Source organism: Aquabacterium sp. (genome assembly GCF_030652515.1).
Classification (GTDB): Bacteria; Pseudomonadota; Gammaproteobacteria; order Burkholderiales; family Burkholderiaceae_C; genus Aquabacterium.
On record NZ_JAUSAR010000044.1, the window covers coordinates 1 to 23034 of the forward strand.

At 58.9% G+C, this 23034-nt stretch carries 18 protein-coding genes and 1 pseudogene; 7 read left to right on the forward strand and 12 right to left on the reverse strand.

From position 1 onward, the window contains the following. The 10 genes and pseudogenes from Q7V20_RS05900 to Q7V20_RS05945 all read right to left on the reverse strand — a co-directional run. Nucleotides 1-103: pseudogene (locus Q7V20_RS05900) on the reverse strand (formate/nitrite transporter family protein); the annotation flags it as partial. A gap of 225 nt (nucleotides 104-328) precedes the next feature. Continuing rightward, nucleotides 329-1618, reverse strand: coding sequence for a nitrate- and nitrite sensing domain-containing protein (locus Q7V20_RS05905; protein ID WP_304788172.1), 1290 nt, complete (start codon nucleotides 1616-1618; stop codon nucleotides 329-331). Nucleotides 1619-1684: 66 nt separating this feature from the next. Beyond that, complete coding sequence (gene nirD, locus Q7V20_RS05910) at nucleotides 1685-2023, reverse strand: nitrite reductase small subunit NirD (protein WP_304788174.1); 339 nt, start codon at nucleotides 2021-2023, stop codon at nucleotides 1685-1687. Between the two features lie 21 nt (nucleotides 2024-2044). Continuing rightward, nucleotides 2045-4573: a nitrite reductase large subunit NirB gene (nirB, locus tag Q7V20_RS05915; protein ID WP_304788176.1), complete on the reverse strand. Its 2529-nt coding sequence runs from the start codon at nucleotides 4571-4573 to the stop codon at nucleotides 2045-2047. A 386-nt stretch (nucleotides 4574-4959) separates the two neighbouring features. Further along, nucleotides 4960-6384, reverse strand: a complete 1425-nt coding sequence (locus Q7V20_RS05920; RefSeq protein WP_304788178.1) for a thiol-activated cytolysin family protein — start codon at nucleotides 6382-6384, stop codon at nucleotides 4960-4962. Between the two features lie 313 nt (nucleotides 6385-6697). Continuing rightward, nucleotides 6698-7237: a response regulator gene (locus Q7V20_RS05925; protein ID WP_304788180.1), complete on the reverse strand. Its 540-nt coding sequence runs from the start codon at nucleotides 7235-7237 to the stop codon at nucleotides 6698-6700. Between the two features lie 8 nt (nucleotides 7238-7245). Next, nucleotides 7246-8580, reverse strand: coding sequence for an HD domain-containing phosphohydrolase (locus tag Q7V20_RS05930; protein WP_370652413.1), 1335 nt, complete (start codon nucleotides 8578-8580; stop codon nucleotides 7246-7248). Next, nucleotides 8555-9403, reverse strand: a complete 849-nt coding sequence (locus tag Q7V20_RS05935; RefSeq protein ID WP_304788184.1) for an HDOD domain-containing protein — start codon at nucleotides 9401-9403, stop codon at nucleotides 8555-8557. The genes Q7V20_RS05930 and Q7V20_RS05935 overlap by 26 nt, the downstream gene beginning before the upstream one ends. Further along, a complete protein-coding gene (locus Q7V20_RS05940; protein ID WP_304788186.1) occupies nucleotides 9396-9578 on the reverse strand; it encodes a hypothetical protein in 183 nt (60 codons plus the stop codon). The genes Q7V20_RS05935 and Q7V20_RS05940 overlap by 8 nt, the downstream gene beginning before the upstream one ends. Then, entirely contained in the window at nucleotides 9575-12097 is a 2523-nt protein-coding gene (locus Q7V20_RS05945; protein ID WP_304788188.1) for an EAL domain-containing protein, read from the reverse strand. Before Q7V20_RS05945 ends, Q7V20_RS05940 begins: the two co-directional genes overlap by 4 nt. A gap of 367 nt (nucleotides 12098-12464) precedes the next feature. Between Q7V20_RS05945 and Q7V20_RS05950 the strand changes: the two genes are divergently transcribed. The 7 genes from Q7V20_RS05950 to Q7V20_RS05980 all read left to right on the forward strand — a co-directional run bounded on the left by Q7V20_RS05950 (nucleotide 12465) and on the right by Q7V20_RS05980 (nucleotide 20599). Continuing rightward, nucleotides 12465-13739 (forward strand): FIST signal transduction protein, encoded by a 1275-nt coding sequence (locus tag Q7V20_RS05950; RefSeq protein ID WP_304788190.1) that lies wholly within the window; start codon nucleotides 12465-12467, stop codon nucleotides 13737-13739. Nucleotides 13740-13750: 11 nt separating this feature from the next. Continuing rightward, the gene (locus Q7V20_RS05955) at nucleotides 13751-14827 is read left to right on the forward strand and encodes an ATP-binding protein (RefSeq protein WP_304788192.1); all 1077 of its coding nucleotides are present in this window, start codon (nucleotides 13751-13753) and stop codon (nucleotides 14825-14827) included. A gap of 148 nt (nucleotides 14828-14975) precedes the next feature. Further along, the gene (locus Q7V20_RS05960) at nucleotides 14976-15344 is read left to right on the forward strand and encodes a response regulator (RefSeq protein WP_304788194.1); all 369 of its coding nucleotides are present in this window, start codon (nucleotides 14976-14978) and stop codon (nucleotides 15342-15344) included. Continuing rightward, nucleotides 15341-15952, forward strand: a complete 612-nt coding sequence (locus Q7V20_RS05965; RefSeq protein ID WP_304788195.1) for a chemotaxis protein CheC — start codon at nucleotides 15341-15343, stop codon at nucleotides 15950-15952. Before Q7V20_RS05960 ends, Q7V20_RS05965 begins: the two co-directional genes overlap by 4 nt. A gap of 2 nt (nucleotides 15953-15954) precedes the next feature. Next, nucleotides 15955-17292, forward strand: a complete 1338-nt coding sequence (locus tag Q7V20_RS05970) for an ATP-binding protein (protein ID WP_304788197.1) — start codon at nucleotides 15955-15957, stop codon at nucleotides 17290-17292. A gap of 68 nt (nucleotides 17293-17360) precedes the next feature. Next, the gene (locus Q7V20_RS05975; protein ID WP_304788199.1) at nucleotides 17361-19049 is read left to right on the forward strand and encodes a methyl-accepting chemotaxis protein; all 1689 of its coding nucleotides are present in this window, start codon (nucleotides 17361-17363) and stop codon (nucleotides 19047-19049) included. Nucleotides 19050-19339: 290 nt separating this feature from the next. Further along, a complete protein-coding gene (locus Q7V20_RS05980; RefSeq protein ID WP_304788201.1) occupies nucleotides 19340-20599 on the forward strand; it encodes a site-specific integrase in 1260 nt (419 codons plus the stop codon). 5 nt (nucleotides 20600-20604) lie between these two features. Here the strand turns inward: Q7V20_RS05980 and Q7V20_RS05985 are convergent, their stop codons facing one another. Then, the gene (locus tag Q7V20_RS05985; RefSeq protein WP_304788203.1) at nucleotides 20605-20907 is read right to left on the reverse strand and encodes a hypothetical protein; all 303 of its coding nucleotides are present in this window, start codon (nucleotides 20905-20907) and stop codon (nucleotides 20605-20607) included. 18 nt (nucleotides 20908-20925) lie between these two features. Beyond that, the gene (locus Q7V20_RS05990) at nucleotides 20926-22584 is read right to left on the reverse strand and encodes a hypothetical protein (RefSeq protein ID WP_304788205.1); all 1659 of its coding nucleotides are present in this window, start codon (nucleotides 22582-22584) and stop codon (nucleotides 20926-20928) included. Nucleotides 22585-23034: the final 450 nt, after the last annotated feature.

The window sequence follows — 23034 nt, forward strand, 5'->3', positions numbered from 1 at the left end:
CCATGAAAGAGCGGATGAGGGTGTCCCGCGTGGACATCAGGAGTTTGGATTCACCGGCGTCAACCATCTTGGTCACGAACTCGGCAGGAGCGAGGTAAGCCATCTGACTTCCTTTGAAAATAAAAGCGGAAAAACAAAAAAAGACGGCGTCCCCGTCTGGGCAACAGCCTGAGCTGCGCCAGAACGGGGACGCCGTCATCCACGTGTTCATGTGTCAAGCCGCCATTAGCTTGACTGAACAACACGATGCATTTTTCATGCCAGAAATCTGACCTGTTTTGCGGCCCCTCAGTCCCGATCTGGTGCATCAGGCCCGATGGTGGTGCATTCAGGGCTTGGCGGCAAAGGCCAGGTCCGGCAAGGTGAGTGTGGCCTCAGCCACGTCCAGCAGCTTGCGGTTGTGGTCCATGGACGCCTTCTGCAAGGCACGGAAGGCAGCCTCCTCGGTGATACCCAGGCGGGACATCAAGGCGCCTTTGGCCCGCTCGATGACCTTGCGCTCGTGCAAGGCCCTGCGAGCCGTGTCCAGTTCCGCCTCCATGGTGGCCAGGCGCGCAGACTGGGTCTTCAACAGATCGACCAGCTCGGGCGACTTGGAGCCCTGACTCGGGACATCAGACATGGCGGGCAAAACCGGAGCCGACTCTGGTTGCTCGGCAGCGTTGTTGAAAAACCGGCCCACCGCGTGGGTGTGAGGCGGCGGGTTGTCGCGCAATTGCTGGAGCAAGCCCTCGGAGTCCTGCAGGTCTTGCTGCGTGGCCAGGCTCTGAGCCTCGCAGACCTGGCGCAGGCACTGCACCAACTCAACCTGCAGCTGCCACATCTCGGTGATGCGCTCGCTGGAGACATTGAACCAGCTGTCGCTCAAGCCCGTGTCCAGGGCCGCACCGGGCCGGGCCGTGCACAAGGTGCGGCGCAAGCGCTCCAGCAAGGCCACATTGGGCGTGAGTTGGTGCTGCTGCCAGCGCTCGCGCAGGGCGGGCTCGGCAAACTCTTCGAACACGCGCAGGCTGCGCTCCTGGGCATCGATCAGGTGGATGATGCGCTGCTGTCCGGCATCGTCGCTGGCGCCAGAGGCAAAAAGCTGCGCGCCCACGGCACGCTCCTGGCCCGCGGCCTCCTTGCCCTGCACCAGGTGAACCAGGGCCACCAGCAAACGCGAGATGCCCGGGTGCAAGGCCGCGTCGGCCACATGGAAGATCAACTCGACCAGGCCGGCGATCAAGCGGCTGAACGCCGCCACCGAATCATGCGCGCTCGGCGTGCGCTGGTCGATCTTCACGCGCAAATCGGCCAGGGTGTCCAGGTCCAGCAGCACCCAGGCCATCAGCGACAGCATGCGCGCCGTGGCACCTTGCGCAGGCTCCAACTGATCGGCGAACAAGGCCCGCAAGGTGGCCTCGATCGGCCGCGCCTCTTCCAGGGCCGATTGCCGTTCGGCCAGAAAACGCTGACCGCTGGAGGCCAGGTAGATGCTGGTGGCGCCCCGCTCACGCTGCAGGGCGTGGATCAACTGGCCGATGACGTCCGCGAACTCAACGCGGCCGGCGAGGTGCCGCACGGCGTCGATTTCCAGTTGCTTGGCGCGCAGAACGAGCTGAGAGACGGACAGTGGCATGGGCTGGCGGAGGGTTCACGGACACGACAAGCTCGATTGTCCGCGATCTCACCACCATTTGGCCCCCTAGCTGATGCTCACCAAAACCCTTCCGCTGTCGATGCGCACCTCGTGAGCGCGCACCGACAGCTCGGGCAATTCAAGGCACTCGCCTGTCTTCAGGTCGAAATGGTGCTTGTACAGCGGCGATGCCACCACCGTGCGGTCACCCAAACTGCCCACCAGGCCGCGCGACAACACGCTGGCGTTGGCTTTGGGATCGACGTTGTCGATGGCGAAAAATTGATCAATGCCCACGCGAAAGACCGCCACATGCCGCCCATCGACAAGGGCGCACACACCAGTGTTGGGCAGGATGTCATCGGCCGCACACACGGCGGTCCAGGTCAAGGTATCAGTGCTCATGGTCAGTTCGTCCTAAACAAATCAAGCCAGCGTGTCGGCCGTGGCGGTGGCGCGCTCTTCAGGGCGGGCGGGGCGGATCTGGCCACGCTCTTCCACGAAGATGATGTGCTCGTCCTTCTTGTCGCTGTTGACGAAAGAGCGGAAGCGCTGGCGCACTTCGGGGGTGTTGACGGCCGTCTTCCACTCGCACTGGTAAGTGTTGACCACGTGCTGCATCTGGGCTTCCAGCTCGGCGTTCACGCCCAGGCTGTCATTCAGGATCACGTTCTTGAGGTAGTCCAGCCCACCTTCCATGTTGTCGCGCCAGGTGCTGGTGCGTTGCAGGCGGTCGGCCGTGCGCACGTAGAACATCAGCACGCGGTCGATCAGGCGGATCAGCTCTGCCTTGCTCAGATCAGAGGCGAAGAGTTCGGCGTGGCGGGGCTTCATGCCGCCGTTGCCGCACACGTACAGATTCCAGCCCTTCTCGGTGGCGATCACGCCGATGTCCTTGCCCTGGGCTTCGGCGCATTCACGCGTGCAGCCCGACACACCGAACTTGATCTTGTGCGGGGCGCGCAGGCCCTTGTAGCGATTCTCCAGCTCGACGGCCAGGCCGACGCTGTCGTCCACGCCATAGCGGCACCAGGTGGAACCCACGCAGCTCTTGACGGTGCGCAACGACTTGCCATAAGCGTGGCCAGATTCAAAGCCAGCCGCGATCAGCTCTTCCCAGATCAGGGGCAACTGCTCAACCCGCGCGCCAAACATGTCGACCCGGGCACCGCCTGTCACCTTGGTGAACAGGCCGTACTTCTTGGCCACGGTGCCCACGGCGATCAGGCCATCCGGGGTGACCTCGCCACCGGGCATGCGGGGCACGACCGAGTAGCTGCCATCCTTCTGGATGTTGCCCAGGTAGTAGTCGTTGCTGTCTTGCAGGCTGGCCAACTCCTTCTTGAGGACGAAGTCGTTCCACACCGAGGCCAGGATCGACGCGGCGGTGGGCTTGCAGATGTCGCAGCCCAGGCCCTTGCCGTGCTTGGCCAGCAGTTCGTCAAAGGTCTTGATCTGGCCGACGCGGATCAGGTGGTACATCTCCTGGCGCGAGTAGGCGAAGTGTTCGCAGAGGTGGTTGTTCACCTCCATGCCCTGCTTCTTCATCTCGAACTTCATGACCTGCGTGACCAAGGGCACACAACCCCCGCAAGTGGCTCCGGCCTTGGTGCAGGCCTTGAGTTTGCCGATGTCGGTGGCGCCATCGCACACGGCGGCGCAGATCTGGCCCTTGGTGACGTTGTTGCAAGAGCAGATCTGGGCGCTGTCGGGCAGGGCATCCACGCCCAGGCCGGGTTTGGCCTGGCCATCGCTGGAAGGCAGGATCAGGAACTCGGGCGACTCGGGCAGCGCGATGCCGTTGAGGGCCATCTGCAGCAAGGTGCCGTATTCATCGGCATTGCCCACCAACACAGCGCCCAGCAAACGCTTGCGGTCTTCGCTGACCACGATCTTCTTGTAGGTTTGCTTGAGCTCGTCGGTGTACTGGAAGGAGCAGCTGCCCGGCGTGTTGCCATGGGCATCGCCGATGCTGGCCACGTCCACGCCCATCAGCTTGAGCTTGGTGCTCATGTCGGCGCCCACGAAAGCCATGTCATCCACACCGCTCAAGTGGCGCGCGGCCACCCGGGCCATGTCGTAGCCCGGCGCCACCAGGCCAAAAGTCTGGTCGTTCCAGGCGGCGCATTCACCGATGGCATAGATGTCGTGATCGCTGGTGCGGCATGAACTGTCAATGGCGATGCCACCGCGCGAACCGATGGCCAGGCCATGGTTGCGGGCCAGCTCGTCACGTGGGCGGATGCCGGCCGAGAACACGATCATGTCGGCTTCAAGGTGCGTGCCGTCGGTGAACACCATGCGGTGGCGGCCAGTGGCCCCATCGGTGATCTCGACGGTGTTGCGCTGGGTGTGCACCTGCACGCCCAAGGCCTCGATCTTGTGGCGCAGCACACGGCCACCACCTTCGTCCACCTGAACGGCCATCAGCCGAGGGGCGAACTCCACCACATGGGTCTGCAAGCCCATGTCGCGCAGGGCCTTGCCACATTCCAGGCCCAGCAGGCCACCCCCGACCACCACGCCACTCTTGGAGCGGGCGCCACTGGCCTTCATCGCCTCCAGGTCTTCAATGGTCCGGTAGACAAAGCAGTTGGGGCGGTCGCGTCCGGGCACCGGCGGCACGAATGGGTAAGAGCCGGTGGCCAGCACCAGCTTGTCGTAGGGGATGACCTCGCCGCTGGCGGTGGTCACCGTGTGGCCCGAGCGGTCGATCGACCTGGCGCGCGATGCCAGGCGCAGCGTGAAGCCGGTGCGCTCGAAGAAGCCGGGCTCGACCACAGACAGATCGTCGGCAGACTTGCCAGCGAAGAACTCGGACAGGTGCACGCGGTCATAGGCAGCGCGAGGTTCCTCGCACAGCACGGTCACTTCGGCTTGCTGCAAGCCGGATTCGGCCAGGCTCTCCAGAAATTTGTGACCCACCATGCCATGGCCAACGACGACGATCTTCATGTTTGCGTACTCCTGCGACGGTCAGAATGGGCAAGCCGCAGCGGACGAGCAAGGTCGCTCGAATCCGGTCGGATTGCCAGAATCAATGGGAATGAACAGCGTGCGATGCCAACATGAATCGATGGCATGCAGCTGGTTTCCGCCGTCGTTAGCGGAGAGCTATGCATGTGCGCTGAGGCGACGATACCTGCGGGCACGTCATCAATAACGCAATATGCATGCCTGGCCAAAAAGCGGTCAGGTCGGGCGAATTCAGCCCAATGTGATGCAATGCGCGCACCATATTAGGGTCATTGAAGACGAATGCACTTCAACGGTGCACACGCCTCCAAAGCCACCAACCAGATGCCGCAAGAGGAACGGCCAGCGCCGCCCCCCTCCTCCATTCAAGCAGCGCTCATCGAAAAAGTTTGATGCAGTGTCGTCCCGCCAATGCTCACGACCCGCCTCGGCACCATGGGCAGCCCCACTTGATGCCCGGAGGTCCGCCACCACTCCCATGCCAGCCCCGTGCAACCTTCCGCCTTGATGGAAAGATTGCGCACATTGCCATTGAGCGGGATGGTGGTGGCGTAAGGTGCCGTGACGTTGTGTCCGTTGCCACCCCAGTTGATGCTCTTGGTCTGCTTGACACCATTGACGTAGCCAACCTCATCCCAGCTCACGCTGAACTTGGCCACGTAGCCACCGTGATGCTCCAGCCGCAATTCGCCGCCAGCGTAGCGCTCGGTCTTTTCGGCGATGTATTCGGTCTTGCCTGAGACCAATCCAGGCGCGCCGTCCTTGAGGTAGACGGTGTAGTAATTGAGTGGCTCGGCCGGGTTGTCCCGCGAAAGGGTGGTGTTCGCCCAGATCACGTCGTTGATCTTCTTGATGTCGTCCAGACTGCCCAAGTGCAAGTCCTTGAATGCCGTTGCGGCGCCCCCCAGCGCGACCAGATTCACGTCGATCGAATCGAACCTCGCCTTGGCTTCCACTGAAGCGTGCATGTCAACGGTGAGCCCATCCTTGTTGCAGACCGCCTTCACCGTGGCTTCAAGGTCGGTGGATGACAGCGTGGATTCGAACTTGACGTAGATCTGCCGTCCATACTGCACGTTCTTCACGAAAAGCGGCGGGTGCCGATCGCTGACACCAGCTCGTGCGAGATCGTCCCAGGTCGTGCCTTCACCAAAGACATCGGCGGGCTTGGGAGGCCGTTCCGCAGAGGCCATGTAGAAGATCTGCTTGAAACGAACGATGTAGACAGACTTCTTCTCGCTCTTCGTTTCCGAGAAATCGATGCCGAGCTTCTGCGACATGTAGCTGATGTCGCAGCCGAACTTCAGGGCCAATTCATTCTCGTCATACACCAAGCTGCTGCTGTACTGAAAGTTGGCCGGGATCTCCCACTTGCCGCCGTGAGTGTCAAACCATTTGGCGAGCTTGGCATTGATGCCTTCCTGAACGGCCTTGAAGCTGGGCGCGACGTGAAACGACAGATCGTCGCAGCCGGGGAGATTCATCGTGATCTCCAGCGGCGTCCGTTCTGCGGCCAGTTCTTGCGGTCGTCCATCCAGCAGATCATTGCTCGCCAGCAGCAAGGCACCGGGGTACGTGACGTCGTCGTACGACGAGGGCACCGCGACGTCGAAGTTGCCTTCGTAGCTGCATTTCTCACGCGTCATGACGACGTACGTGGCCCCTTCAAACTTGTCTTCCGCTGGCACCTCAACGTTCGCGATCTTGGTGCCGTTGAACACCATCACGGTCTTGGGATCGTAGGCCAGTGCGGCGATTTTCTGATTGATGACGTCACGGTTGCTGCTCATTTGGCATTCCTTCCAAAATATTGAGTGCGATGAATTTCGCCATGCTAAATATAGGAAGCTGCCGACTGCACGATATGATCTAGCGCAACTCAGGGCGCAATCGAACTGCAGCAAGTCACGGTTGGGCCGCATGCCACCGTAGCGGATCATTGCGGGCGTCCTGCATGGAAGCACTCAATTTCTCTCGGCGCCCCAACATTCTGAGTCTTGACTGGAGACACCAGGCGGTTTGGTCATGTTTGCAAGATTCAGATGAAGCTTGGCCAAGCGGCACGACGATATCCGTTTGAGTGCGTTTTTTGCAATCTCCGGCCTAGTTGCTCAAATCCTCGTCCAAGCCTGGCATCAAGACCTCGCCATGCGGCCCCCATTCCACGTGCGTGATGCCTGGCTCCTGTTCTTCCAGACGCCTTTTCTCGGCATCATGGGCACTCAAATCATTTTGCCGCACAAGCATGTCATCAACCGCCTTGCGCTCCTGGAGACCTCTGCGCGCGCGCTCCAGAGCCAATGTGATGCATGACATCAAATCATCTTCAGCCCATGGCTTGGTCAGGTAGCGAAACACCTCGACGTCGTTGATCGCCGTCATGATGGTCTGCACTTCCGTGGTGGCGCTCAAGATCATTCGGACAGCGTGGGGTTGTTTGTCGCGCACCTGCACCAGGAACTGGATGCCGTCCATTTGGGGCATGCGAAAGTCACTCACGATGACATCGAACGACACTTCACCGACACGAGCCAGTGCCTTCAACGGATTGTCGAAGCCTTCGACTTTGACCGACGCAGGCAGCTTTCTGCGCAACAAACGTTGAAGGGCAAACACCACGTTGGGTTCGTCGTCAACCAGCAATACACGGCTCATGATTTCTCCGCAGGGTGCTTGATGGACAGCAGGATGGGCTGGCCGCCACGCCGCTCGAAAGCCTTGATGCGGGCAATCAACTCGTCTGTCAGCACATGCTCGGCAGCCAGCAGCAAAACGCCTTCTGCCGACAAGAAATCAACGGCGAGGACCATGCCCGCCTTCAACTCATCCGTTCTCAGCTTGAGTGGCCGGGTCGTGACCGGCGGCGGTGGCTTGGCAAACAGGCTCAGGAAAGCGTCGATGACCACCGGATCGAATTGCGTGCCTCGTCCCCGGCCGATCATGGTTCGAGCTTCGTGCGGCGACAGGCTCTCTGAGATGAGGTGACCTGCCTGCATGTCCTCGTAGGCATCGGCGATGGCCAGAATGCGTGCGCCCATCGGGATGGCCTCGTCCTTTAATCCATCCGGGAATCCTCGGCCATCGTGGCGCTCATGGTGGGACCGGATCAAGGCCGCCACGGGCTGCATGTCGTCCAGGCCCATCAGGGCTTGTTCGCCAAAGATGGGGTGAAGCCTGTAGCGGGCGGATTCCTCAGGGTTCATCTTCGAGACAGGTTTGGACAGGACCAAATCAGACAGGCCGATCTTGCCAATGTCATGCATCAAGGCGGCAATGAACACTTCATGGGCCTGCGTGTCATCCAGGTTCATCGCCTTGGCCGTGCGCCTGGCCAAGTCGGCCACTTTGCGCGAATGCCCGACCAGTTGACCGCCCCGCAGTTCGATCAGGTTGGAAAATGACTTGATCGAGTTGAAGTAGTTCTTCTTCAGACGATCATTGAGCAGCGCCAGTTCAGCGGTGCGCGCCTCAACCTTCTGCTCGAGCGTGGCATTGAGCGTCTTGAGCTCCTCGTTCTGCCGAATGCTCAGGGCTTCAAGGCGATTCTTCTCAGCGATGAGTGCTTTGCGCTCGAAGGCTTCTTTGACCGTGTCCAGGATCTCGCTGTCTTTCCAAGGCTTGGAGATGTAGCGGTGAATTTGCCCGTCGTTGATCGCAGAGATGGTGGAGTCGATGTCTGCATAGCCTGTCAGCAAGAGCCGCGTGACCTCAGGCCAGCGGGAGCGCACTTGCAAAAGCAGTTCGGCCCCGGTCATCATGGGCATGCGCATGTCGGAGATGATCAAATCGACAGCTTCTGTCTCGAGCAGCGCCAATGCCGCGGCGCCACTTTCGGCCGTCAGGATCCGATGCCCCGACGAGCGAAACAGGCGCCTCATGGCGGAAAGGATGCTCGGCTCGTCATCAACGCAGAGAACGGTCCTTGGAGGGGATTGGGGGGTGTCCATGGAACTCCTGAGATCAGAGCTGCAGAGCCTGACACACATTTTCAAACTGGGTTTGAACCTGGGCAAATGTGCTCATGCAAGCATCCTCGCCCGGGAACATGGCGGCCCAGATGTCTGGTGGGGTTGGAGGGACGCTCTCATCGGCCTGGCCCGACAGGCCCAAGGCATGCGAGAACGCATCGGCCAGGTGCGCCAGACCAACCAGCCCGGGGCCATGGTGCATGGCGGGCGAGTGGTGGAACTCGATGGCCTCAACGATCACCGGAGAAAACCGCCAGTGCTCGGCGATGCGCGCCCCCGCCGAGGCATGGTCCATGCCCATCAGGAACCTTTCAGCCTCGAACAGCAACAAGTCGTTTTGGCGTTGGTAGGCTAGAACCTTGCCGTAGACCTCCGTGTAAGAGCAGGCCAGGGCAATGCGCCCGATGTCATGCAGCAGTCCCGATGCAAAGCCGATGTCGCTGTCCATCTCAAGTTCGCGGGCAAGTGCCTGGCCGCACAGCGCTGCGCCGACCGCATGCCGCCAGAAGCCATTGAACTCGAAGCCGATGCCTTGAGGCACTTTGAAGCTGCCGGTGACGCCGGCGGCCACGACCACCGTTCGCACGGTCCTCAACCCCAAGATGGTCAAGGCTTCGGGAATGGACCCGATCTGCCGGGTCATGCCGTAGAAGGAGGAGTTGGCCATGCGCAAAGTCTTGGCGCTCAAGGCAGGGTCTCGCGACAGCTTGACCGCGATGTCCTCCGACGACAAGGATTCATCCCCGAGCGAGGCGATCAGCTCCATCACCACGGCGGGAAGAGAGGGCAAGTCCCTGACCCGTGCTTTGAACTGGTCTGACGTGATGGTGAAATCACTCATGGCCGATTCCCAGCTTGTAGCGCATCAGCAAGTGAAACAGAGGGCTGACCACCCCGGAGCGAAGGATGTGTCGGAAACGGTGTTCCAGCTGGAGTTTGATCTGCGCTCGTTGCTCATCGGTACAGATTGTGGGTGCGAGATCCTGGCTCGTCTCCGGTGTTTGATCTGTGGTCATCTTGAGCCTCCTTCGGCGTGCACAGGCAAGGTCGATGGCCCGTGCGGTATCAGGATCATGAGCGAACCACGTGCCTGTGCCCCCCCTGTCATGGCGCGGCACACTGCCCGAAATGCCATGCCGTTGCACGCGATGTCGTGGTGAAGACCATCGCGGGCATGCCACAGCTTGGCCAAGGGCGCCAACTCAAGCTCATCGACGTGCGTGCCCAGCATGGTTCCGGCGTTGCTGAACAACTTCTCCGCATCGGTGTTCATGAAGGCAAGCATGCCCTCCTGGTCGAACCCCATCAGCGGGACCGGGAGGTTCTCGAGTGCATCCCTGGCGATGCTCAAGCTGGTTTCCTCCCGGTGGATCCGTTCCTGCTGCGAAGCCAGAAGGTGCTGAAGCCGCTTGTTGACCTCGGCCAGCTCAAGGTTGGCATCCTGGACTTCACGGTCAAGGCGCTCGTTCTCGTCGGCCATTTCTTTCTGCTGAAAAGCTTCCTTGATGTGCAGGCGGACCAACTCATCACTCCAGGGCTTGGTCAGGAACTTGTAAATGGCCCCTTCATTGATGGCGTCGGTGATCGATTGAAGCTCGGTGTACCCCGACAGCACCATGCGCACCGTGTGGGGGTACAACTCTTTGGCACGGCGCAAGAACTCCACGCCGGTCATGCCAGGCATCCTCTGGTCAGACAAGATGACGTCCACTTCGTGCTCCGCCATGCGTTGCAGACCTTGGAGCCCACTGTTGGCCGTGACGATGTCGTAGCCATCGCGGCGCAGCAGGCGCCGGAGCGATGCAACGATGCTGTCTTCGTCATCAACGAGCAAGAGCGTGCGCTTGCGACCTCTGCGGGCAAGCACATCCTGCGAAAGGCATTTCTTGTCGCGCAGCAATGTCAGCAAGTCCTCCTCGTGCAGGGGCTCGCTGAAGTAGAAGCCTTGCATCTGATCGCAATGGTTGGCAACAAGCAGCGCCAGCTCACCATCGCTTTCAACGCCCACGGCCATCACTTTCATCTGCAGACTGTGGGCCATCGTGATGATCGCTCGTGTGATGGACACATCCTGAGTGGCCGCCGTGACGTCAGGCACGAGCGATCTGCCAATCTTGATCACATCAATGGGCAGGCGACGCAAGTTGACCAAGCTGGAATAGCCCGTGCCAAAGTCGTCCAGTGCGATCTGCACACCAATTGATTTGAGCTCGACCAGTGTGCGTGCCACACGCTCCAGGTCGTTCATCAGCATGCTTTCCGTGACTTCGATGGTCAGGTCATGGGGGTCCAATCCGGTTTGCCTCAAAATGGCTTCCACCGTGCGGGCGATGTCTGGCTGGTTCAGTTGCCTGGCAGACATGTTGACCGCCATGCGCACAGCCGGCAATCCCAACTGTCGCCAGCGGACGGCACTCTCGCAGGCCGTCGTGAGCACCCAGGTGCTGATGCCCAAGATCAGTTCCGTTTCCTCGGCCATCGGAATGAAATCATCGGGAGCCATGTCGCCGTACACCTCATTGCGCCAGCGAAGCAGGGCCTCCACACCCAATATCTGCCCTGTGACCAGATCCACCTGAGGCTGGTACTGAACGTAGAGTTCCCGTCGGCTCAGTGCTTCTCGAAGCGCTGCTTCTCGGGCCAGCCTGCCGCCTGCTTTGGCATTGGCCTCCTCGGTGAAAAAACAAATCTGATTCGGGCCCTTGGCTTCTGCCATGCGCATCGCAGCCTGGGCTTGCCTCAAGGCATGGCCGGGCTCAAGTTCTCCATCGTGAGGAAAAACGACGACCCCGATGTCACAGGACACCTTGACGACCACCCCATCGAGTTCGATGGAGCTGGACACAGTTTCCAGAAGCAGGCGGCTGAACTGCAATGCCATTTCATCATCCAGTTGGCCGTCATTGGCGAGCAGGATCATGAACTCCCCCGCCCCCAGATGCGCCAAGGTGTCCGACCTGCGCAATCCGGCGGTCATCTTGCGTGTCAGCATCACCAGCAACTGGTCGCCCAGCGCATAACCAAGGGATTCATTGATCTTCTGAATTTCATTGATTTCCACGGCCAGCAAGGCAATCCGGCGCCCCTGACGGATGGCCAGCCTGGCTTCGGTCTGCAAACGGTCTTGCAGCATTTGCCGGTTGGGCAAACCTGTCACTGGATCAATGTGTGCAACCCGGAACGCCTGCTCCTGAGCCTCCTGCTTCCCGGACGGGTCATGAGCATGGAGCACGATGTAGACCTCGTCTTCGTGCTCAAGATAAGAGGCATTCAGCTCGACCGGGATCACTTGCCCATCGGCCTTGTGCCAATCACTGGTCAACGTCCGGCTGCCGATTTGCCGCAGCGTGCTCAAGCTGTTGTGCCACATGTCGGGCCGTCTGTGCGGTGCGATGTCGAAGATGGTCATCCCCGTCAGTCGCCCTTTGGGGTATCCCAACAGCGCCTCGGCAGCCGCATTCACGTAGTGAAGTTGCCCATCTTTCGCGATCACCAGCACAGGCACAGGTGAACAATCCAGCACGACCTGACTCATGCGAAGCCCTTGCCCTGGTCCAGCCGGAAGGACGACCTGTTTTGGGGGTTCGCTCACGGACTGGAGGGTACCTGGCGTGCTCTGCTCATTCACCGTGCCTCCTTGGCAATACCTGTCGTCAAGAAATGTCAACAAGCTCAAAGCCGTGCCCTCGGGTCCCTGGCCCGGCCTTCTTCATGTGCATTTATCGGCCATGTGCCGTGAACATGAGGGGCATTTCACACCCCGAAGGGCCTGAGTGTGCGATCTCACCGGGAATGGTTCAATTCATCACAGCCGGGCGGCTTGAAGGGTGCCCCATGCTGAACTGTGCACTCCTGGCACACCAAACCGCACCTTCCCCCTGTTGCCGGTGGGCTTTTCGCGCATGGCGGCCATCAAGGGCGTACAAGGCCCAATAGTTCACAAGTGCACGCACTATTCACAGTCGGTGGCACTCAAGCGGGTGACCGATTTGCCGAAGTTTTGTGCTGGGACCCTTCCCGGTTGCAGGCGGAAATTTTTTATGCGGACAGAGCAGTTGACTTGGAGCGCCCCTGCGGGCTGGCGCCAACCTGAAGTCAGGTTGGAAAGCCCGGCGCAGTGCGTTCTGGCCTTTGGATCACCCCAAGCTCTTCGACATGCAGACGCATTGAATCAACTCAGCAACTTGTATCCACAGGCCAGCATCGTCGGCTGCTCGACCGCGGGCGAGATCTGCGGCCTGAGCGTTCAAGACGACACACTCGTCGCCACCGCCCTGCATTTCGAACACACCCAGTTGCGCGTGGCCAGCGCCATGGTCGGAGATGCCCAGGACAGCTATCAGACTGGTGCCACATTGGCAGCGGAGCTCAACTCCCCCGGACTGATCCATGTCATGGTTTTCTCCGATGGCCTCCATGTCAACGGAACCGCGCTGGCCAACGGCCTGCGTGAGCACCTCCCCCCCACCGTTGCGGTGACCGGGGGGCTGGCCGGAGACGGCGACCGTTTTGAACACACCCTGGTTTGCGTTGGCACCACGGTGTCAGAGAAATGCGTGGCAGCCATCGGGTTCTATGGCGACCGCCTGAAAGTGGGGTATGGGTCGCTGGGAGGCTGGGACAGCTTCGGTCCTGAGCGACTGGTCACACGTTCACGCGACAACGTGTTGTTTGAACTGGATGGACAGCCAGCGCTGGACCTGTACAAACGCTATCTGGGCGAGCACGCCGGGCAGCTTCCAGCGAGCGCTTTGCTTTTCCCTCTCGCCTTGCGTGGAGAGTCGATTGATGGCAGCGTGGTGCGCACCATTTTGGCGGTGAACGAATCCCAGGGCAGCATGACTTTCGCTGGCGACATCCCCCAGGGCACCTACGCACAGCTGATGAAAGCCAACTTCGATCGCCTGATCGACGGTGCCGCCGGTGCCGCGCGTGCAGGCCTTCAAAGACTGGACAGTTTCACGCCAGATTTGGCCATCCTGATCAGCTGTGTTGGGCGCAAATTGGTCCTGAAACAGCGCGTCGAAGAAGAGATTGAAAGTGTCCAGGAGGTTCTGGGGCCCCAGGCGACCTTGGCCGGCTTTTACTCTTACGGTGAGATTTGCCCCCACGTCAGCCTGACGAAGTGCGAACTGCACAACCAGACCATGACGGTCACCACATTCTCTGAGCAGTGAGCTATCACAAGTTGCTTGAACGCCAGCTTCGACGGCACCTCCCCGATGCCGTGAAAGCCGATGGCCTGGCACCCCTGTTGGCGGCCATCAGCGACGCTTATGGAGATGCGGATGCCGATCGAAGCGCCATTGAGCGCTCCCTTGATTTGATGTCGACGGAGTTGACCGAACGCAATGCGCAATTGCAGGTTGAACTGCTGGAGCGCCATGCGGTCGAGCAGGCACTGCTCCAGGAGCAATCCGAACAACAGGCGCTGATCCAGAAACTGGAAGAAGCCCACCATCAGCTTCTGCAGGCTGAAAAGATGGCGTCCATTGGTCAACTGGCAGCTGGCGTTGCACACGAAATCAACAATCCGATTGGCTTTGTGGGATCCAACATCGGGACCTTGCGCGGGTATGTTCAGGACCTCCTGGACCTCATTGCCGCCTATGAATCGCATGAGGCTGAGCTGAATGAATCGACTTGCCAGCACATGTCAGGTTTGCGCACCCGAATCGACTTGCCCTACCTGCGCCAAGACATCCCGAAGCTGGTGGGTGAATCCATTGACGGGATCGAGCGAGTCCGCAAGATCGTCCAGGATCTGAAGGATTTTTCGCATGTGGATGAAGCCCAATGGCAATGGGCCGACCTTCGCAGCGGCCTGGACAGCACCCTGAACATCGTTCAGAACGAGATCAAATATGTTGCTGCAGTGGTCAAGCAGTATGGGGACATTCCCAATGTGGAATGCATGCCATCCCAACTGAATCAGGTCTTCATGAATTTGCTGGTCAATGCCGCGCATGCCATGCATGAACGACACGGCAAGATCACGGTCACGGTGGGCATGGCTTCGCCCGAAATAGTCTTTGTCGAGGTTGCGGATGAAGGGCATGGCATCGCCTCAGAAAATCTCAAGCGCATCTTCGATCCATTCTTCACCACCAAAGCAGTCGGCAAGGGAACAGGGCTGGGATTGTCGCTGTCCTACGGCATCGTCAAGAAACACCATGGAAAAATCACTGTGGCCAGTCAACCAGGTGTCGGTACCGCGTTTCGGATAGTGCTGCCCATCTGCCAACCCAACCAATCACCGGACTGAGGGGCTTTTCCATGCGTCTGCGGCTACCTTTTCAATTGTCGATTCAAAGCGTATTATTTTCTCGGTGGGCCGCAGTTTCGAGCACCACACTCCGCCTCTTTCAAGCGCACTGGGGTAGCCACTGCGGTCAACTCTCAAGGTCTCAGACATGAGCACATCGGTTCTGGTGGTGGATGATTCCGCCATGGCGCGCAAGATGCTGATTGCAGCCCTGCCCCCCTCTTGGGACGTTTCCATTCGGCAGGCTTGCAATGGTCAGCAGGCGCTCGAGGCTTATCGGGAGGGCGGGATTGACGTGATGTTCCTTGACCTGACCATGCCCGTCATGGACGGTTTTCAGGTTCTTGAACACCTCCGCAAGGAAGACATGAACTGCCTGGTCATCGTGGTCTCGGCAGACATCCAGCCCGAATCCCAGCAACGCGTGAAGCAGCTGGGGGCGATCGCCTTCATGCGCAAACCCATCAATGCAGACGCCGTGCATGCCGTCCTCAAGGAATATGGACTAGCGCTATGAACTCACCGCTGCTGAACGAAGACCAGCGCGACGCGCTGCAAGAGATCACCAACATCGGCATGGGTCGCGCGGGAGACTCCATCGCGAAAATATTCAATGAGTTCGTCGAGTTGTCGGTGCCCCGCATCCTGACGGTGGAGGGGGTGCTGTTGGCCGACAAAGTGGCCGAGATGGTGGGTTGCAAAGACGTCTCCGGCGTGCGGCAGGCTTTTCATGGGCAACTGCGTGGCGAAGCTCTGGTGATCTACAACCACCAGCATTGCAATCAGTTGGCCGAGTTGTTTGGATACGAAGCTGATTCTGACTCCGGGGCCGACAGCGAACTCCTTTTGGATGTCACCAATGTCTTGGTGGGTGCGTGCCTGGGCGGGATGGCCGAGCAGTTTCAGATTGACATCGGTTTCTCTGCACCCTCGTTGATGGGTGGGCATGGCGCAGTGACTGATTTGCTCCGTGTTGAGCAGATCGAAACCAAGCAAGTGCTTTTTGTTGAAGTCAATTTCAAACTGGAGCGACACAGCTTCTCCTGTCACCTCATCATTTTGATGTCAGACACGCAAATTGCCATGATCGAGCGCGCCATTGATGCCTTCATCGAAAGATTTTGAGCATGGCCACAGACAATCAATTCGAGATGCTGAATTTCATTGTGGACCATGTGGAAGTTGGGCTCTTCGCCGTTGATCAGGACTTCCGCATCACGCTTTGGAACGGCTTCATGGCCATGCACAGTGGCATCGCATTCGACCAGGTGAAAGGTCGCAACCTGTTCGAGTGCTTCCCTGAATTGCCGTCCAAATGGCTTGAGAAGAAGATCCAGAATGTTTTCCTTCTGAAGAACTACGCTTTCACGTCTTGGGAACAACGGCCTCATCTTTTCAAGTTTCCCCACAATCGTTCGGTGACTGGTGGCCTGGAATCCATGCGCCAGAACTGCACCTTCTTGCCAGTGAAGCGCGGCGACGTCGTGGACCATGTCTGCGTGGCCTTGTTTGACTACACAGACACGGCGTTGTTTCAGAAGCAGCTGAGCGCCACCATTGCCGCACTCGAGGTAGAAAAAGAAGAACAGAAGAAGCTGATTGCGCAGCTTGCAGAAGCCCAAGGGCAACTCCTGCAAGCGGAAAAAATGGCATCGATCGGCCAGCTTGCCGCGGGTGTTGCCCATGAGATCAACAACCCCATTGGTTTCGTGAATGGCAATTTCGGGAGCCTGGAGAGCTACATCACGGACCTCATGCGCTTGCTGAGCGAATACGAAGGACTGGAGGCCCTGCTTGATCAGCATCCCGAGGCCTTGGCACGCGTCAAAGCGCTCAAGCAAGAAATCGAGATTGATTTCTTGAGGGAAGATGTCCCCCAACTCGTCAAGGAAAGCCGTGACGGGCTCGACCGTGTCAAGCGCATCGTTCAAGACCTGAAAGACTTCTCTCGGGTGGACCAAGCGGAATGGCAGAGCGCGAACCTGCACGATTGCTTGAACAGCACCCTCAGCATTGTTCAAAATGAGGTCAAGTACAAGGCAGAGGTCATCAAGGACTATGGCGATCTGCCTTTGGTGGAATGCATGCCATCCCAGTTGAATCAGGTTTTTCTGAACCTCCTGGTCAATGCCGCGCAAGCCATCAAGGAGCGTGGTCAGATCACTATCCGAACCCGTGTTGAACAAGAGTGTGTTGTGGTCTCGGTATCAGACACGGGTTCCGGGATTCCTCAGGATGTGGTCAAGCGGATCTTCGACCCCTTCTTCACCACCAAACCCGTTGGCTCCGGCACAGGCCTGGGCCTGTCGGTCTCCTACAGCATCGTGAATCGACATGGCGGTCGCATTGAGGTCGATACGCAACTTGGGGCAGGAACGACTTTTTCGGTGTGGCTGCCGATCGTTCAAACCACGAAGGCCCTTGAGGGGGCTTCGCTTGCTGCGTCCGGCGCGAGCCCTGCCTAGCCGATGCATCGGAGACGCGCAATTGAATTGGTCAAACTGAGAAAAATAACAAGCGCACTAGTGCAAAAGTGCACGCAATTTTCCACACCAAAAGTTGGCAAGACACAAAAATTCGGACATGCGTAGGTCAAGCATTCACCCAACTGGAATTGAACTACTCCTGCCCTTTCAATCACTGTACGTCACGTCCCATGAATCTCAAAAATGCAACTGTTCGCGCCAAACTGTTCCTGGCGTTTGGCGGACTGACCTTCATGGTCTTGCTCATTACCGGCCTTTCCTTGCGGTCACTTTCGGAGGCCAATGCCCGATTTGAAGCCTATGTGAACGGCATCAGTGCGCAAGTGGCCATGGCCAATGAAGTCAGGGATGCCGTTGACCGCAGGGCCATTTCTGCACGCAACCTGGTGTTGGTCACCAAGCCGGCTGACCTTGAGGAAGAGAAAGGCTTGGTCACGCTGGCACATCAAGATGTGCAAACCAACCTGGCCCAGCTGAACAAGCTGGTGGAAGGCAATGAGGTGCCTCAAAAGGTTCGCGATCTCGTTCATGAGATTGACCGCATCGAACACGCCTACGGTCCTGTCGCCCTGTCGATTGTGAACCTCGCACTGAACCAACAACGCGACGAAGCCATCGCCAAAATGAACGACGAATGCCGCCCGCTTTTGGCGGCGTTGATCAAGGCATCGACGACGTATTCCGAGTACAACGCTGCCTTGGCGCAGCAGCTGATCGCCGATGCACATGAGCAATATCTAACGCAAAGAAACTGGCTGGTAGTTGGCAGCCTCACAGCGTTATTGGGGGCGGTCGTGGCAGGCATGCTGATCGTCAGAAGTCTCACTCGCGCACTGGGTGCTGAACCAGCCGAACTGGGCCAGGCCGCGCAAAAAGTGGCCGCTGGGGATCTCAGGCCGGTGGTGGGCACTGAAGGGGCTTCAGCTGGAAGCGTGCTGGCATCGCTGAGCGCCATGCAAAGAAGCTTGGCCGATGTCGTTGGTCAAGTTCGAGAGGCCTCCGACTCCATCGCGACGGGATCGGCTCAAATTGCCACCGGGAACGCGGACCTCAGCCAGCGCACGGAAGAGCAAGCGAGCAATCTCCAGCAAACAGCCGCTTCCATGGAGCAACTTACCAGCACCGTCAAGAACAATGCGGACACCGCCAGAAAAGCGAGTCAGTTGGCCGCTGGAGCGTCAAATGCGGCAGCCCGAGGCGGAGAAGGCGTCCAGCAAGTGGTGGCATCCATGCAGGACATTGCGGCTTCGTCCAAGAAGATCTCAGACATCATTGGGGTGATCGATGGGATTGCCTTCCAAACCAACATCCTGGCCCTGAATGCGGCAGTAGAAGCCGCGCGGGCTGGAGAGCAAGGACGGGGTTTCGCCGTCGTGGCCAGCGAGGTGCGCACCCTCGCTCAGCGCTCGGCCAGTGCCGCCAAAGAGATCAAGACCTTGATCGTCAGCAGCGTGGAACAAGTTGAATTGGGCGCGCAACAAGCCAATCAAGCCGGCCACTCCATGGGCGACATCGTGGCGCAAGTCCAGCATGTCAGCCAACTCATTGAAGAAATTTCCCGAGCCACGGCAGAGCAGACCAGCGGCATCAGTCAAGTCGGGGATGCGGTGAACCAACTCGATCAAGTCACCCAGCAAAATGCTGCTTTGGTGGAAGAAAGCGCAGCGGCGGCCGAAAGCCTTCGCCGTCAAGGCGCGGGTTTGGCAGAAGTGGTCCGCGTGTTCCAACTTGGCTAGGAGCAGGCGCGGTGCTGATGATCGGTGCTTCTCGAAGAGATAATGCAGCCAACCGTTGGGACCACTGAATTCAACGTGCTGGACAACTCATGAAACTCGCCACCTGCGAGTTCAATTAGCGTTTCAAGGGAGTTCAACACATCCCACACAACGACCATAAACTTTTGTCAACAAACAGCTTTTCTCCCATAGCGTCCCATCACGTCTCACTGAAGCACAACAAAAATGGGTAGCTAGCTGGGTAGCTAGCGGACTAAAATTGCGCCTAGCTACCCAATGGAGGACGAGCCATGGCACGCCGGGGAAATTTGCTGGACGATGTACAGATTCGGCGCTGGGTCGCAAAAGGCGCCGCCATCGCGCGATCTGATGGCGATGGCTTGACTTTCACCTTGTCGAGTGCAGGAACCGCCACGTGGGTTCTGCGCTACCGAGTGTCTGGTGTGCGCCGCAAAGAAATCACGCTTGGGAACTATCCGGACCTGACACTCGCAGCAGCCCGAAAGCTTGCTCGTGAGCGACGCGTTGATGTAGACCAAGGCAAAGATCCTGCCGCAGACAAGAAGGTCCTGAAGATGAGGACCCAGATGGCTTGGACAGTGCGGGAGTTGATCTCGGACTACAAGGAAAAGAAGCTGACCACACCGCCATTGGCGGAGGGAACTGTCTACTACCGAAAGTGGGATCTGGACAAGATCATCGGACCCAAGTTGGGCTCCATGGAAGTACGCAACGTCAGCCCTGCTGATATCGTGCACGTGATTGAGTCAAGCAAACGTTCTTGGACGATCTGCAAACGCTTGCTCACTTCAGCGAAATTGCTTTTCGCACACGCGTGCGGCAAGCGCCTGATCAATGTGAACCCATGCATGGGCATTGACCTCACAGCTTTGATGGGCGCACGCCCACCCATTCGCAAGCGCGTGATGCTGGCCGAGGACGAACTGCGTGCGCTCCTGAAGGACATCAACGACATTGGCGTTGAAAACGGCCTGGCCTTCCGCATCTTGCTGGCCACCTGTGTTCGGTCCATCGAACTGGCCAAAGCCAGATGGGAGCACATCGACTTCGAACTTGGTACCTGGTGGGTACCGGCCGAATCGGTCAAGACGCGCACAGGCTTTTTGGTCCCCATCACGCCAACGGTTGCAGAGTGGTTCAAAAGCCTCCAGTGCCTCTCCGGTGACTCCCCTTGGGTTCTGCCTGCCAGAACGGATCGACGCCGCAAACGTGTGGGTGACACTCATGTGGGCAAAACGACGCTGTGGGCCGCAATCACCCGGGCCTTTGATCGCGGCGACATCGACGTGCGACGCTTTACCCCTCACGACACCCGCAGCACGGCAAAGGGGCATATGCGAAACATGGGGATCCCCAACGACATCACCGAGATTGCACTTAATCACGCGCTCAAAGGCATGGAGGCTGTTTACGATGTGCGCGAGGAGATCCCCGAACGACGCCAAGCTTTGGAAAAATGGGCGGCCTTCATCGAGGCTTGCGAAACTGGACGCCCCTGGAATGTGCAACCTATACGGCGCGTGGCTTGATGCACTTACAAGGGCTCCGGTTGCAAACCATATTTCTTCGCAATGCCCCGCGCCATCTCAGGAAACAAAACGCCGAGCACCTTGTCGTAGGTGCTCGGACGCAGGTAAGTCACGTCTTGAAGGTCAACCCCATCAATGATGGATTGCCTCCATCTGGCATAGCTATCAGCCTGTGCCTTTGTGAAATGCGCCTCTAGGCCATAGGCCTTCACAGCCATCGTGTAGATGGTGTGCCAACGCTTGTTGTCAGGCCCGCTCTGCATGATGGCGTTGAGCACCTGGTAACCAGTGTTCATGTCATACCCCACGCCTCGGTTCTGCTGGATCTACAGGATGCGGGCAACCATCCCGGATTCGTCCACCATCATCCGGTCAAGAGCGCCTGGCAGTCCATGCGCAGCAAGCGCCTCAGAAGCTTCCTCCACTTGCTGCCAAAGTTCGCTGTCGCTGCCCAAGAATTGGGGCTTGGGGCCATTGCCCACGTGCTTTCGCCCTGCCCTCTTGATACCGACGTTGGCGTCGTGAAACGACGTCATCGCAGAGATGTACCTAGCGGCCCAGTACGCTGCGGGTTGAGCAAGGTAGGCGGGGCGGCGCAACTCCAAGAGTCGCTCGCGGTAGCGCAAGGTCACCGGGTGTTCATCAACCGCTGATTCAAGCACCCGCCGCTTGGCCCGCAGGACGGGGTGGTGCACCCACCGCTTCCCGACCAACTGGTTGACCACCAAGTCACGCAAATTCTCGCGTGTCACCGTTCCGCCCAACGCTCCGAGGTCAATCTCCAGTGTCGGCATGTCCAGATCCCGAATGCGCCGCAACTTCTCGTCGTCGATGCCATGCGTCACAGTCACCTCGACCAGGATGGCTGCAGGCCAAGTGAAGGGGTACGTGTCTTCTTCGTCTTCGTCGAAGTCCCCGTCAACCCAAGTCATGGTCCCGCCCAAACCTCGAACCTTGCCTGGATTCAGATCTGCAATGACATCGGGAACGATGCTCGCCACCTTTTTTTCAAGACGAACGTCGCCAAAGTTAAGTTGACGAGGCCCCGTCATCCACATCTTGCGGATGCTGGCCGTCTCCCACTCTCCGGCGAACTCATCTGGCGGATCCCGTTCCACCACAACCTCCAGTCCCGGGGTTTCAATGGACGATGCACTTTCAAGGATGGCTTTCACCTCGCGGTGCAGCACCGTCTCGCGCCTCAAACCAGGAACGAGGCTTGGCTCCACGTCTTTCGGCAACTGTGCCAGAAACTCAGCTTCGTCTGCCGCATCCCAACCGTCGAGTGCATCCTTTGCGGCTTTGGCCGCGACTGCGTCACCTTCATCAGCCAGACTGGCGTCATTCCAGTGGCAACACCAGTGCATGTCAGGAAGGATTCGCAGTCTCGCGCGGATCTCCTCCGGGTCCATCATCGCAAGGGATGGATCTGAGAGCGAAAGCGTCACGACGGCATGCCCCAGCCCATCAGACCCAGGCTCGCGCACCCCCGTCAGATCAACCAGCAACTGCCGACCGTCATCCAAGGTCAGCAGCGCCGTGGCGTGGTCGTGCATCGTCGCGCTAACGATTGAAATGTGCTCGGTGGGTCGTTCCACCCAGACCTCATACCCATGCCCGAGAAAACCAAGTGCCGTTCGACTCATCCGTCGCCGCGGCAACACCAGCACCCCCAACTCCAACAAGTGCCGAGTTGCCGCTACGCGGGCAGCAACCAGTGAACAGTCGTCTTTGTGCGCGCCATCAGGATGCCGGAAATGAGCCGTTGGTCTCACCCTCAAGGGCTGACCCGCCATCACCGGAGTGAGCGGCAAATCACAAGCTGGGCAGATGCAGGCAGCGGTCCGACTGACGACGTCCGAATCATGTATGTAGCGCGGCTGACCAGTTTTTGCGTCGTGCGCCCACTTCAACGGCACGGCGGAGGCATCCGCACCAGCATCCTTACTTGCCGAGCCGCTAAGGTCAATTTGCCATGTGCTCATTGATTGCGATCCTCTTCCTTTTGGATTGAGCGTGACTGTGCTGATGCCCGGTCGAAGTGGATTTTCAGAGATACTTCGGCCACTTGGCATTCATTATCCCGATGCGAATGAGCGCCCCCTCCTCGACAGGTTTCTGATCAGTCCGCGATAGACGGCCCAAACAAGTCGTTGGTGATCTGTCCCCCGCGCACTACCTCCTCCCCTTGCTCACCGCTGCCTGGGGGAGGTGCCGCCATAGAGACGATGTGCCCGCTCTGAATGAGCAAGCCATCGTAAGCAAGCACCCGCAGTCGATTGATCCTCTTCGTGTGTTGGCGCCGACCGAAAACTGAGCCACTTTTGATGGGTATGCCGACCCAAAACTGAGCCAGGTGTTCAACCTACCCTGCTGCTTTTTGATGCAGCGGGGTTCGAGGAGTGATCACCATGGACATGATCGGCAGAATCCGG